Consider the following 12,948-nt stretch of genomic DNA (forward strand, 5'->3'; position numbering starts at 1 on the left):
ATGGTGAACAATATGACCGACTTAACCGCGCAAGAAGCCGCATGGCAGACACGGGATCATCTGGATGACCCCGTCATTGGCGAACTGCGCAACCGTTTTGGGCCGGATGCCTTTACCGTTCAGGCGACCCGCACCGGGGTACCCGTTGTTTGGGTGAAGCGTGAACAATTACTGGAAGTGGTCGATTTCCTCAAGAAATTGCCAAAACCTTACGTCATGCTGTTTGACTTACACGGCATGGATGAGCGTCTGCGTACTCACCGCCAGGGTCTCCCTGCTGCGGATTTTTCCGTTTTCTACCACCTGATCTCAATAGACCGCAACACGGATATCATGCTCAAGGTGGCATTGTCTGAAAACGACATGCATCTGCCGACGATCACCAAACTTTTCCCGAACGCGAACTGGTATGAGCGTGAAACCTGGGAAATGTTCGGCATGACCTTCGACGGCCACCCACATCTGACGCGCATCATGATGCCGCAGACCTGGACCGGCCACCCGCTGCGTAAAGACTACCCGGCACGTGCAACCGAATTCGACCCGTTTGAGCTGACCAAAGCCAAGCAGGATCTGGAGATGGAAGCACTGACCTTCAAGCCGGAAGACTGGGGCATGAAGCGTGGTACCGAAAACGAGGACTTCATGTTCCTCAACCTCGGTCCGAACCACCCGTCTGCGCACGGTGCATTCCGTATTATTCTTCAGCTTGATGGCGAAGAGATTGTCGACTGCGTTCCTGACATCGGTTACCACCACCGTGGTGCTGAGAAGATGGGCGAGCGTCAGTCCTGGCACAGCTACATTCCGTATACCGACCGTATCGAGTACCTCGGCGGTTGCGTCAACGAAATGCCTTACGTGCTGGCCGTTGAGAAACTGGCGGGTATCGTTACGCCGGATCGCGTTAACGTGATTCGCGTAATGCTGTCAGAACTGTTCCGTATTAACAGCCACCTGCTGTACATCTCCACGTTCATTCAGGACGTCGGCGCGATGACCCCGGTCTTCTTCGCCTTTACCGATCGTCAGAAAATCTACGATCTGGTGGAAGCGATTACCGGTTTCCGTATGCACCCGGCCTGGTTCCGTATCGGCGGTGTGGCACACGATCTGCCGCGCGGCTGGGATCGTCTGCTGCGTGAATTCCTTGACTGGATGCCAAAACGTCTGGCCTCTTACGAGAAAGCCGCACTGCGCAACACCATCCTGAAAGGCCGTTCCCAGGGCGTTGCTGCCTACGGCGCAAAAGAAGCGCTGGAGTGGGGGACGACAGGTGCAGGTCTGCGTGCGACCGGTATTGATTTCGACGTGCGTAAAGCCCGTCCTTACTCTGGCTATGAGAACTTCGACTTTGAAGTCCCGGTGGGCGGCGGTGTTTCCGACTGCTACACCCGCGTGATGCTGAAAGTGGAAGAACTGCGCCAGAGTCTGCGCATCCTTGAGCAGTGCCTCAACAATATGCCGGAAGGCCCGTTCAAAGCGGATCACCCGCTGACCACGCCGCCACCGAAAGAGCGCACGCTGCAACATATCGAAACCCTGATCACTCACTTCCTGCAGGTTTCCTGGGGCCCGGTCATGCCGGCGCAAGAATCCTTCCAGATGATTGAAGCGACCAAGGGTATTAACAGTTACTACCTGACCAGTGACGGCAGCACCATGAGCTACCGTACCCGCGTGCGTACGCCGAGCTTTGCGCACCTGCAGCAGATCCCGTCCGCTATTCGCGGCAGTCTGGTCTCCGACCTGATTGTGTATCTGGGTAGTATCGATTTTGTTATGTCAGATGTGGACCGCTAATTATGCACGAGAATCAACAACCACAAACCGAGGCTTTTGAGCTGAGTGACGCAGAGCGTGCCGCCATTGAGCACGAGATGCACCACTACGAAGACCCGCGTGCGGCGTCCATTGAAGCGCTGAAAATCGTACAGAAACAGCGTGGTTGGGTGCCGGATGGGGCGATCTACGCGATCGCAAAAGTGCTGGGTATTCCGGCCAGTGACGTAGAAGGTGTAGCCACGTTCTACAGTCAGATCTTCCGTCAGCCGGTGGGCCGCCATGTGATCCGCTACTGTGACAGCGTGGTCTGCCACATTACCGGTTATCAGGGCATTCAGGCTGCCATTGAGAAGAAACTCAATATCAAGCCGGGCCAGACCACGTTCGATGGTCGCTTTACTCTGCTGCCAACCTGCTGCCTGGGTAACTGCGACAAGGGGCCGACCATGATGATTGATGAGGATACTCACAGCCATCTGACGCCGGAAGCGATTCCTGACCTGCTGGAGCAGTACAAATGAAAACTGTAATTCGTACTGCTGAGACGCATCCGCTGACCTGGCGTCTGCGTGATGACAAACAGCCGGTATGGCTTGACGAATACCAGAGCAAAAACGGCTATGCCGGTGCGCGTAAAGCCCTTGGCGGCATGGCGCCGGACGACATCGTTAACGCGGTGAAAGAGTCGGGTCTGAAAGGCCGCGGCGGCGCAGGTTTCTCCACCGGTCTGAAGTGGAGCCTGATGCCGAAAGACGAATCCATGAACATCCGTTACCTGCTGTGTAACGCTGATGAAATGGAGCCGGGCACCTATAAAGACCGCCTGCTGATGGAACAGCTGCCGCACCTGCTGGTGGAAGGCATGCTGATCTCCGCGTTTGCGCTGAAAGCCTACCGTGGCTACATCTTCCTGCGCGGTGAGTACATCGAAGCGGCGGAAAACCTGCGTCGCGCGATTGCCGAAGCCACCGAAGCCGGCCTGCTGGGTAAAAACATCCTGGGCACTGGCTTTGATTTTGAACTGTTCGTGCACACCGGTGCAGGGCGTTATATCTGCGGTGAAGAAACCGCGCTGATTAACTCCCTGGAAGGCCGCCGCGCGAACCCGCGTTCCAAGCCACCGTTCCCGGCAAGCTCCGGCGTATGGGGTAAACCGACCTGCGTCAATAACGTTGAAACCCTGTGTAACGTTCCGGCTATCCTCGCCAACGGCGTGGAGTGGTATCAGGGCATCTCTTCAAGTAAGGATGCCGGTACCAAGCTGATGGGCTTCTCCGGTCGCGTGAAAAACCCGGGTGTCTGGGAACTGCCGTTCGGTACCACCGCACGCGAAATTCTTGAAGACTACGCGGGCGGCATGCGTGATGGCCTGAAATTCAAAGCCTGGCAGCCAGGTGGGGCAGGGACAGACTTCCTGACCGAAGCCCATCTTGACCTGCCAATGGAATTCGAAAGCATTGGTAAAGCAGGCAGCCGTCTGGGTACGGCGCTGGCGATGGCCGTCGACCACGAGATCGGCATGGTTTCGCTGGTGCGTAACCTGGAAGAGTTCTTTGCCCGCGAGTCCTGCGGCTGGTGTACACCTTGCCGTGACGGACTGCCGTGGAGCGTGAAGATCCTGCGTGCTATCGAACGCGGCGAAGGTCAGCCGGGCGATATCGAGACACTTGAGCAACTGTGTCGATTCCTTGGCCCTGGTAAAACCTTCTGTGCCCACGCACCGGGTGCCGTCGAGCCGCTGCAGAGCGCGATTAAATATTTCCGCGACGAATTCGAAGCAGGCATCAAGCAGCCGTTCAGCAATACCCATTCTATCAATGGGATTCAGCCGAACCTGCTGAAAGCACGCTGGTAAAGACAGAATTTTGATTAACGCTCGGTTACGACCGAGCCAACTGGAAGCATGCTAATGGCTACGATTCATGTAGACGGCAAAGAATACGAAGTCAACGGGGCGGACAACCTTCTGGAAGCTTGTCTGTCTCTTGGCCTCGATATTCCGTACTTTTGCTGGCATCCGGCGCTGGGCAGCGTCGGTGCTTGCCGCCAGTGTGCGGTGAAGCAATATCAAAACGCGGAAGACACGCGTGGTCGCCTGGTGATGTCCTGTATGACGCCAGCCACCGAAGGCACCTTTATTTCGATTGATGACGAAGAAGCCAAACAGTTCCGCGAAAGCGTGGTGGAGTGGTTGATGACCAACCACCCGCACGACTGTCCGGTCTGTGAAGAGGGCGGTAACTGCCACCTTCAGGATATGACCGTAATGACCGGTCACAGCTTCCGTCGCTATCGCTTTACTAAACGTACCCACCGTAACCAGGATCTGGGGCCGTTCATCTCTCACGAAATGAACCGCTGCATCGCCTGCTACCGCTGCGTGCGTTACTACAAAGACTACGCAGACGGTCAGGATCTGGGCGTGTATGGCGCGCATGACAACGTCTACTTCGGTCGCCCGGAAGACGGAACGCTGGAAAGCGAGTTCTCCGGTAACCTGGTAGAAATCTGCCCGACCGGCGTATTCACGGATAAAACCCACTCCGAGCGTTACAACCGTAAATGGGACATGCAGTTTGCGCCTAGCATCTGCCAGCAGTGTTCCCTCGGCTGTAACACCAGCCCGGGTGAGCGTTACGGCGAACTGCGTCGTATCGAAAACCGTTACAACGGTACCGTTAACCACTACTTCCTGTGCGACCGCGGTCGTTTCGGCTATGGCTATGTGAACCTGAAAGACCGTCCGCGTCAGCCGGTTCAGCGCCGTGGCGATGATGTCATTACCCTGAACGCTGAGCAGGCGATGCAGGGCGCGGCAGATATTCTGCGTCAGTCTAAGAAAGTGATCGGTATCGGTTCCCCGCGCGCCAGCATCGAAAGCAACTTCGCGCTGCGTGAGCTGGTTGGGGCTGAGAACTTCTATACCGGCATCGCCGAGGGCGAGCAGGAACGTCTGCAGCTGGTTCTGAAAGTGCTGCGTGAAGGCGGTATTCATACCCCTGCGCTGCGCGAAATTGAATCCTACGATGCGGTTCTGGTGCTGGGTGAAGACTTGACTCAGACCGGCGCACGCGCGGCTCTGGCGGTTCGTCAGGCGGTGAAAGGAAAAGCACGTGAAATGGCTGCGGCGCAGAAAGTGGCTGACTGGCAGATTGCGGCGATCCTGAACATCGGTCAGCGTGCGAAGCATCCTCTGTTTGTGACCAACGTCGACAACACCCGTCTGGACGATATCGCTGCGTGGACCTACTGCGCGCCGGTTGAAGATCAGGCACGCCTTGGCTTTGCCATCGCCCACGCGCTGGACAACAACTCTCCCGCCGTTGAACTGGATCGCGATCTGCAAAACAAGGTTGACGTGATTGTTCAGGCTTTGGCAGGTGCGAAGAAACCGCTGATTATTTCCGGTACCAACGCCGGTAGCGCGGAGATCATTCAGGCGGCAGCTAACGTGGCTAAAGCGCTGAAAGGCCGTGGTGCAGATGTTGGTGTGACCATGATTGCCCGTGCGGTGAACAGCATCGGTCTGGGTATTATTGGCGGCGGCTCGCTGGAAGCGGCGTTAAGCGAACTGGAGTCTGGTTCTGCGGATGCCGTTGTGGTGCTGGAAAATGACCTGCATCGCCATGCTTCTGCCGCTCGCGTTGACGCCGCGCTCTCCAAAGCGCCGCTGGTCATGGTCATCGACCATCAGCGCACCGCGATTATGGACAAAGCACACCTGGTGCTCTCTGCGGCAAGCTTCGCAGAAAGTGACGGTACCGTTGTCAACAACGAAGGTCGCGCACAGCGTTTCTTCCAGGTCTATGATCCGGCGTACTACGACAGCAACACCGTGATGCTGGAAAGCTGGCGCTGGCTGCACTCCCTGCACAGCACCGTACAGAGCCGTGAAGTGGACTGGACGCAGCTTGACCACGTTATCGACGCGGTGGTGGAAAAACTGCCTCAGCTGGCGGGCATTAAAGATGCAGCCCCTGAAGCAAGCTTCCGTATTCGCGGCCAGAAACTGGCACGTGAACCGCACCGCTACAGTGGCCGTACCGCAATGCGTGCCAACATCAGCGTACACGAACCGCGTCAGCCGCAGGATAAAGACACCATGTTCGCCTTCTCAATGGAAGGGAACAACCAGCCGTCTGCGCCGCGTTCGCAAATCCCGTTCGCATGGGCTCCGGGCTGGAACTCCCCGCAGGCGTGGAACAAGTTCCAGGCTGAAGTGGGCGGTTCCCTGCGCCACGGCGATCCGGGCGTGCGTCTGATTGAAGCGTCTGAAACCGGTCTGGATTTCTTCACGACCGTGCCAGCAAGCTTCCAGGCCCAGGACGGTAGCTGGCGTATTGCGCCGTACTACCATCTCTTCGGTAGCGACGAGCTGTCCCAGCGTTCACCTGTCTTCCAGACCCGTATGCCGCAGCCGTACATCAAGCTCAACCCGGCGGATGCCGCAAAGCTTGGCGTTAACGCGGGTGCGAACATTGCCTTTAGCTATGACGGCCAGACCATCAGCCTGCCGCTGATTATCTCTGAAAGTCTGACAGCAGGGCAGGTGGGTCTGCCGATGGGTATGCCAGGCATCGCGCCGGTTCTGGCGGGTGCGCGTCTTGATAATCTGCAGGAGGCAAAAGCATGAGTTGGTTAACGCCGGATCTTATCGACATCCTGCTGAGCATTCTGAAAGCGATTGTTATCCTGCTGGTGGTGGTCACCTGCGGCGCGTTCATGAGCTTCGGTGAACGTCGTCTGCTCGGTCTGTTCCAGAACCGTTACGGACCGAACCGCGTGGGCTGGGGTGGTTCACTCCAGCTGGTCGCGGACATGATCAAGATGTTCTTTAAAGAGGACTGGATCCCGCGCTTCTCGGACCGCGTGATCTTTACGCTGGCTCCGATGATCGCCTTCACCTCGCTGCTGCTGGCATTTGCTATCGTTCCCGTTAGCCCGACCTGGGTGGTCGCTGACCTGAACATCGGCATTCTGTTCTTCCTGATGATGGCAGGCCTCGCGGTTTACGCGGTCCTGTTCGCAGGCTGGTCCAGTAACAACAAATACTCGCTGCTGGGTGCGATGCGTGCTTCCGCGCAGACGCTGAGCTACGAAGTGTTCCTGGGACTCTCCCTGATGGGCGTGGTGGCGCAGGCCGGTTCATTCAACATGACCGACATCGTCAACAACCAGGCTGACATCTGGAACGTTATCCCGCAGTTCTTTGGTTTTATTACCTTTGCTATCGCGGGCGTGGCAGTGTGTCACCGTCACCCGTTTGACCAGCCAGAAGCCGAACAGGAACTGGCCGACGGTTACCACATCGAATATTCCGGTATGAAGTTCGGTCTGTTCTTCGTGGGCGAGTACATCGGTATCGTCACCATTTCCGCGTTGATGGTAACGCTGTTCTTTGGTGGCTGGCATGGCCCGTTCTTACCGCCGTTCATCTGGTTCGCGCTGAAAACCGCGTTCTTCATGATGATGTTCATTTTGATTCGCGCAGCGTTACCGCGTCCACGTTATGACCAGGTAATGTCCTTCGGCTGGAAAGTGTGCCTGCCGCTGACGCTCGTCAACTTGTTGGTAACGGCAGCTGCCATTCTCTGGCAGCAGCCATAAGGGGCTATAGACCATGACCTTAAAAGAATTACTGGTAGGCTTCGGTACCCAGGTACGCAGTATCTGGATGATCGGCCTGCACGCGTTTGCCAAACGCGAAACCCGGATGTACCCGGAAGAGCCGGTATATCTGCCGCCGCGCTACCGTGGCCGTATCGTGCTGACGCGCGACCCGGACGGTTCCGAGCGCTGCGTTGCCTGTAACCTGTGTGCGGTAGCGTGTCCGGTCGGCTGTATCTCTCTGCAGAAAGCAGAGACGGTAGATGGCCGCTGGTACCCTGAGTTCTTCCGCATCAACTTCTCACGCTGCATTTTCTGCGGTCTGTGTGAAGAAGCGTGCCCAACCACGGCGATTCAGCTGACTCCAGACTTCGAGCTGGGTGAGTACAAGCGTCAGGACCTGGTGTACGAGAAAGAGGATCTGCTGATTTCCGGTCCGGGCAAATACCCGGAATATAACTTCTATCGGATGGCGGGTATGGCAATCGACGGCAAAGATAAGGGCGAAGCAGAGAACGAAGCTAAGCCTATCGACGTCAAGAGCCTGTTACCGTAAGGAGAGGGCAATGGAATTCGCTTTTTATATCTGTGGCCTTATCGCCATCCTGGCTACGCTGCGAGTGATTACGCACACCAATCCGGTGCATGCGCTGCTGTACTTAATCATCTCGCTGCTGGCTATCTCCGGGGTGTTCTTCGCACTGGGCGCGCACTTCGCCGGTGCGCTGGAAATCATCGTCTACGCCGGGGCCATTATGGTGCTGTTCGTGTTCGTGGTGATGATGCTGAACCTGGGCGGCTCTGAAATTGAGCAGGAACGTCAGTGGTTAAAACCGCAGGTGTGGATTGGCCCGGCAATTTTGTCGGCCATCATGCTGGTGGTGATTGTTTACGCCATTCTGGGCGTGAACGATCAGGGCATCGACGGCACGCCGATCGGCGCTAAAGAGGTGGGTATCACGCTCTTTGGCCCATACGTTCTGGCGGTGGAACTGGCCTCTATGCTGCTGCTGGCAGGCCTGGTGGTTGCTTTCCACGTTGGTCGCGAAGAGCGTGCTGGCGAGGTGCTGAGCAACCGCACTGACGACCGCGCGAAAAGAAAAACGGAGGAGCGCGCATGATCCCCTTAACACATGGACTGATCCTCGCTGCGATTTTATTCGTTCTGGGTCTGACCGGTCTGGTTATCCGCCGCAATCTGCTGTTTATGCTGATCGGTCTGGAAATCATGATTAACGCTTCCGCGCTGGCCTTCGTGGTCGCCGGAAGCTACTGGGGCCAGACCGATGGTCAGGTGATGTACATTCTCGCCATCAGCCTCGCGGCTGCCGAAGCGAGTATTGGCCTGGCGCTGTTGCTGCAGCTCCATCGTCGCCGCCAGAATCTGAACATCGATTCAGTAAGTGAGTTGCGTGGATGAACATGCTTGCCTTAACCATTATTTTTCCGCTGATTGGCTTCGTGCTGCTGGCGTTTTCTCGCGGCCGCTGGTCTGAGAATCTGTCTGCGACCGTGGGCATTGGCTCAATCGGTCTGGCTGCGCTGGTCACAGCGTATGCGGGGATCGACTTCTTTAACAACGGACGTCAGCCTTTCAGCGTGCCGCTGTGGACCTGGATGTCGGTCGGTGATTTCAACATCGGCTTCAACCTGGTGCTGGATGGTCTGTCTCTGACCATGCTCTCCGTGGTCACCGGCGTTGGCTTCCTGATCCACATGTTCGCCTCCTGGTATATGCGCGGTGAAGAGGGTTACTCCCGCTTCTTCGCCTACACCAACCTGTTTATCGCCAGCATGGTGGTTCTGGTGCTGGCCGATAACCTGCTGCTGATGTATCTGGGCTGGGAAGGCGTGGGTCTGTGTTCTTACCTGCTGATTGGCTTCTACTACACCGAGCCGAAGAATGGCGCAGCGGCCATGAAAGCGTTCGTCGTGACCCGCGTGGGTGACGTCTTCCTCGCTTTCGCGCTGTTCATTCTTTACAACGAACTGGGCACGCTGAACTTCCGCGAAATGGTGGAACTGGCGCCAGCGCACTTCGCTGCAGGCAACAACATGCTGCTGGCGGGTCTGGGCATGATGATTGTAGGCCTTGGCTTTAAACTCTCACTGGTTCCGTTCCACCTGTGGACACCAGACGTATACCAGGGCGCGCCTGCGCCGGTGTCGACCTTCCTGGCGACAGCGAGCAAAATCGCTATCTTCGGTGTGGTCATGCGTCTGTTCCTGTACGCGCCGGTGGGTGACAGTGAAGCGGTTCGCGTGGTGCTGGGCATCATCGCGTTCGTCTCCATCATCTTCGGTAACCTGATGGCGCTGAGCCAGACCAACATCAAGCGTCTGCTGGGCTACTCGTCCATCTCTCATCTGGGCTACCTGATGGTGGCGCTGATTGCGCTGCAGAGCGGTGAAATGTCGATGGAAGCCGTGGGCGTGTATCTGGCCGGTTACCTGTTCAGCAGCCTCGGCGCCTTCGGCGTGGTGAGCCTGATGTCCAGCCCATACCGTGGCCCGGATGCCGACTCACTGTTCTCTTACCGTGGTCTGTTCTGGCACCGTCCGATCCTGTCCGCGGTCATGACCGTGATGATGCTCTCTCTGGCGGGTATCCCGATGACGCTGGGCTTTATCGGTAAATTCTACGTGCTGGCCGTCGGTGTGCAGGCACACCTGTGGTGGCTGACTGCCGGTGTGGTTATCGGTTCCGCGATTGGTCTCTACTACTACCTGCGCGTTGCCGTGAGCCTCTACCTGAGCGCGCCTCAGCAGCTCAACCGCGATGCGCCATCTAACTGGCAGTACAGCGCCGGTGGTATCGTAGTGCTTATCTCAGCCCTGCTGGTGCTGATCTTCGGTATCTATCCGCAGCCGCTGATTGATATCGTGCAGCGAGCGATGCCGTTGATGTAAAAACAAAAAACCCGCCTCGGCGGGTTTTTTTTATGGTTTTCTCCCTCTCCCTGTGGGAGAGGGACGGGGTGAGGGCACCAGCCCGCACCAGACCTAAGCCAGCTGCTTGCGGCTAATCAACGGCCCATCAATCTTCTTCATCGAGCGATCCAGCACCTCTTCAATCACCGACGACAGCTCGTTCAGCTCAAACTTCGCCACGTACCCGTCCGCCTTCACCTTGCGAATATGGTCTTCGTTGGCGTTGCCGGAAAGGGAAGAGTGGATCACCACCGGAATATCCTTCAGTACCGGGTCGGTTTTGATTTTGCGCGTCAGCGTAAAACCGTCCATCTCCGGCATTTCGAGGTCGGTCAGCACCAGGGCAATCTTATCGGTGATCGGCACACCTTCGGCCTGCGCCTGAGCGGCCAGCAGGCTAATTTTTTCCCACGCATCTTTACCGGTGATATGCAGCTGCGCCGGGATCTCCATCGCCTGCAAACCTTTCTCAAGCATCGAGCGCGCCACTTTGGAATCTTCCGCCACAATCGCCACAGAACCCGGCTTGATGTTGAATTTAGTGGTCTTCAGATTCGTGGCGTGCAGGTCGTGGTTCGCCGGGGTGATGTCATACAGGATCTGCTCAACGTCCAGCACCATCGCCAGTTCGTTGGTATCGGCCTTCTCGTCCAGGCAGGCAATACTGGTGATGTAGCGCCCGCTGACGGCAGTTTCCGCCGCGTGCACCTGCTTCCAGTCCAGACGCATGATGTTCTCAACCGACTCCACGGCAAACGCCTGCACGCTGCGGGCATATTCGGTAATCAGCAGGATGTTCAGCCCGGTGGTGGGTTTACAGCCCGCCACGGCGGCCAGATCGATCACCGGGATCACCTGATCGCGAATATTCACCATCCCCATCAGCGGAGACTTCATGCCGGCAGGTTTCGTGAACTCCGGCATCGGTACAATTTCGCGCAGCTTGAAAACGTTAATACCAAACAGCTCGGATTTGTTGTCGTTCAGAGAGGTGCCAAGACGGAACAGCAACAGTTCAAAACGGTTCGACAGGGTCAGATTCGCCCTGTCATCAATATCTTTCTGGAAATTATCCATTCTACCCTCGAGAGAAATGCTGGCCTTTTAATCGTTATCGGCATCCTGAGGGAAAAATGAAGGGCTAAACGCTGACCTTAGCGAAATCTTCGGCCAGCTCACATTCCGGGAACAGCGCCCGACACTCTGCCAGCAGGCTTTCGCACCCCCGAGCGTCGTAACGCGAGCTGACATGGGTGATAATGAGCCTGCCGACAGCTGCGTCACGGGCAAGCAGCGCCGCCTGACGCGTTGAGCTATGGCCCCGACTGTTGGCTTTCTCTTCCATCGCCGTCTCCAGCGTGGCTTCATGCACCATCACGTCCACGCCCTGAGCAAGCTGAACGGCGGCAGGGCACGGTGCCGTGTCGCCAAAAATGGCCAGTTTTTTGCCCGGCTGCGGTGCGGCGAGATAATCCTGGCCGTTGATGATGCGCCCGTCCTCCAGCGTAACGTGCTGTCCGTGCTTCAGGCGCTGGAACAGCGGTCCAGGCTTTACGCCATCGGCGATGAGCGCGGCGGCATCCAGTGCGCCGGGTTTGTCGTGTTCCTCAATGCGGTAGCCATAGCACTCCACCGGATGATTAAGCGGTCGGGCGGTGACCTGATAATTCCCATCGTCGAAAACCAGGCCTTCGGTAATCTCAACGACCTCAAGCGGATAGTCGGTCCAGGAGCCGCTGAGGCGTAGCGCGGTTTCAACAAATTCCCGGATCCCCACAGGCCCATAAATCGTCAGCGGGTTGGCATTACCGGCCATTGAGCGGCTGCAAAGCAAACCGGGAAGGCCAAAAAGATGGTCGCCATGCAGGTGAGTGATGAAAATTTTATCCAGCTTGCCGGGGTGATAAGCGGTATGTAAAAGCTGATGTTGTGTCCCTTCACCACAGTCAAACAGCCATAGTCCGCCACGGGTGGGATGTTTAAGATCCAGCAGTATCGCGGTCACATTTCGTGATCGGGTTGGCACGCCAGCAGACGTCCCCAGAAAAATCAGTTCCATAATGCAATCAGCCCTTTGCCGAACGGGGAGGGGTTTAGTATAACGTGATGAACCCCAGGAAGGAGAAAGAGATGATCCAGTGGCAAGATTTACACCATAGTGAGCTCACCGTTCAGTCGCTCTACGCGTTGCTCAAACTGCGCTGCGAAGTGTTTGTGGTTGAACAAACCTGTCCGTATCAGGATATCGACGGTGATGATCTCACAGGGGAAAACCGCCATATCCTCGGCTGGAAGGATAACGAGCTGGTGGCGTATGCGAGGATTCTGAAAAGCGAGGACGATTTTGAGCCCGTTGTGATAGGTCGCGTCATTGTCAGCAACAAAGCACGGGGCGAAAAACTCGGCTATCAGCTGATGGAAAAAACGCTGGATGCGTGCCGGAAACAGTGGCCGGACAAGGCGTTACACCTGGGCGCGCAGGCGCACCTGCAACCCTTCTACGGCCATTTTGGTTTTACGCCGGTTACCGACGTTTATGACGAAGATGGCATCCCGCACATCGGCATGGCACGGGAAGTGAAACAGGCGTAATGGCACGTCGTTGTCTATAGTTAGCGGACTGGT

The 12,948-nt window shown here is 56.8% G+C and carries 11 protein-coding genes and 1 pseudogene; 10 read left to right on the forward strand and 2 right to left on the reverse strand.

Annotation, left to right across the window (positions count from 1 at the left end):
- From nuoC to nuoN, 9 genes and pseudogenes are all read left to right on the forward strand, one after another.
- Positions 1-1,803, forward strand: coding sequence for an NADH-quinone oxidoreductase subunit C/D (gene nuoC, locus O1723_RS06710; protein WP_014884637.1), 1,803 nt, complete (start codon positions 1-3; stop codon positions 1,801-1,803).
- A gap of 2 nt (positions 1,804-1,805) precedes the next feature.
- The gene (gene nuoE / locus O1723_RS06715) at positions 1,806-2,306 is read left to right on the forward strand and encodes an NADH-quinone oxidoreductase subunit NuoE (RefSeq protein ID WP_014884636.1); all 501 of its coding nucleotides are present in this window, start codon (positions 1,806-1,808) and stop codon (positions 2,304-2,306) included.
- Positions 2,303-3,640, forward strand: a complete 1,338-nt coding sequence (nuoF, locus tag O1723_RS06720; protein WP_003861487.1) for an NADH-quinone oxidoreductase subunit NuoF — start codon at positions 2,303-2,305, stop codon at positions 3,638-3,640. Before nuoE ends, nuoF begins: the two co-directional genes overlap by 4 nt.
- A gap of 54 nt (positions 3,641-3,694) precedes the next feature.
- Positions 3,695-6,418 carry an NADH-quinone oxidoreductase subunit NuoG gene (gene nuoG, locus O1723_RS06725; protein ID WP_248190599.1) on the forward strand — a complete coding sequence of 908 codons (2,724 nt, stop codon included), beginning with the start codon at positions 3,695-3,697 and terminating at the stop codon, positions 6,416-6,418.
- On the forward strand, positions 6,415-7,392 hold the full coding sequence (gene nuoH, locus O1723_RS06730) for an NADH-quinone oxidoreductase subunit NuoH (RefSeq protein ID WP_248190596.1): 978 nt from the start codon (positions 6,415-6,417) through the stop codon (positions 7,390-7,392). Before nuoG ends, nuoH begins: the two co-directional genes overlap by 4 nt.
- A gap of 13 nt (positions 7,393-7,405) precedes the next feature.
- Positions 7,406-7,948, forward strand: a complete 543-nt coding sequence (nuoI, locus tag O1723_RS06735) for an NADH-quinone oxidoreductase subunit NuoI (RefSeq protein WP_003861491.1) — start codon at positions 7,406-7,408, stop codon at positions 7,946-7,948.
- A gap of 10 nt (positions 7,949-7,958) precedes the next feature.
- Positions 7,959-8,513 (forward strand): NADH-quinone oxidoreductase subunit J, encoded by a 555-nt coding sequence (nuoJ, locus tag O1723_RS06740; RefSeq protein ID WP_008500212.1) that lies wholly within the window; start codon positions 7,959-7,961, stop codon positions 8,511-8,513.
- Positions 8,510-8,812, forward strand: coding sequence for an NADH-quinone oxidoreductase subunit NuoK (nuoK, locus tag O1723_RS06745; RefSeq protein WP_003861496.1), 303 nt, complete (start codon positions 8,510-8,512; stop codon positions 8,810-8,812). Before nuoJ ends, nuoK begins: the two co-directional genes overlap by 4 nt.
- Before the next feature lie 203 nt (positions 8,813-9,015).
- Positions 9,016-10,302 (forward strand): annotated as a pseudogene (nuoN, locus tag O1723_RS06750) (NADH-quinone oxidoreductase subunit NuoN); the annotation flags it as partial.
- A gap of 93 nt (positions 10,303-10,395) precedes the next feature.
- On the opposite strand, the gene O1723_RS06755 reads toward nuoN, so the two are convergent.
- Positions 10,396-11,400 carry a chemotaxis protein gene (locus O1723_RS06755; RefSeq protein WP_014884631.1) on the reverse strand — a complete coding sequence of 335 codons (1,005 nt, stop codon included), beginning with the start codon at positions 11,398-11,400 and terminating at the stop codon, positions 10,396-10,398.
- Between the two features lie 64 nt (positions 11,401-11,464).
- A complete protein-coding gene (rbn, locus tag O1723_RS06760; RefSeq protein ID WP_014884630.1) occupies positions 11,465-12,382 on the reverse strand; it encodes a ribonuclease BN in 918 nt (305 codons plus the stop codon).
- A gap of 71 nt (positions 12,383-12,453) precedes the next feature.
- On the opposite strand from rbn, the gene O1723_RS06765 reads away from it, so the two are divergent.
- Positions 12,454-12,915 carry a GNAT family N-acetyltransferase gene (locus O1723_RS06765; RefSeq protein WP_014884629.1) on the forward strand — a complete coding sequence of 154 codons (462 nt, stop codon included), beginning with the start codon at positions 12,454-12,456 and terminating at the stop codon, positions 12,913-12,915.
- Positions 12,916-12,948 lie beyond the last annotated feature (33 nt).

Source organism: Enterobacter cloacae complex sp. HYC080_NIDB (genome assembly GCF_056673325.1).

What these genes read in the sequence shown, in the direction of transcription:
- nuoJ (WP_008500212.1), top strand. Translation starts at nt 7,959, where the DNA reads ATGGAATTCGCTTTTTATATCTGTGGCCTTATCGCCATCCTGGCTACG.
- nuoG (WP_248190599.1), top strand. Translation starts at nt 3,695, where the DNA reads ATGGCTACGATTCATGTAGACGGCAAAGAATACGAAGTCAACGGGGCG.
- nuoF (WP_003861487.1), top strand. Translation starts at nt 2,303, where the DNA reads ATGAAAACTGTAATTCGTACTGCTGAGACGCATCCGCTGACCTGGCGT.
- nuoC (WP_014884637.1), top strand. Translation starts at nt 1, where the DNA reads ATGGTGAACAATATGACCGACTTAACCGCGCAAGAAGCCGCATGGCAG.
- O1723_RS06765 (WP_014884629.1), top strand. Translation starts at nt 12,454, where the DNA reads ATGATCCAGTGGCAAGATTTACACCATAGTGAGCTCACCGTTCAGTCG.
- nuoH (WP_248190596.1), top strand. Translation starts at nt 6,415, where the DNA reads ATGAGTTGGTTAACGCCGGATCTTATCGACATCCTGCTGAGCATTCTG.
- nuoI (WP_003861491.1), top strand. Translation starts at nt 7,406, where the DNA reads ATGACCTTAAAAGAATTACTGGTAGGCTTCGGTACCCAGGTACGCAGT.
- O1723_RS06755 (WP_014884631.1), bottom strand. Translation starts at nt 11,400, where the DNA reads ATGGATAATTTCCAGAAAGATATTGATGACAGGGCGAATCTGACCCTG.
- nuoE (WP_014884636.1), top strand. Translation starts at nt 1,806, where the DNA reads ATGCACGAGAATCAACAACCACAAACCGAGGCTTTTGAGCTGAGTGAC.
- nuoK (WP_003861496.1), top strand. Translation starts at nt 8,510, where the DNA reads ATGATCCCCTTAACACATGGACTGATCCTCGCTGCGATTTTATTCGTT.
- rbn (WP_014884630.1), bottom strand. Translation starts at nt 12,382, where the DNA reads ATGGAACTGATTTTTCTGGGGACGTCTGCTGGCGTGCCAACCCGATCA.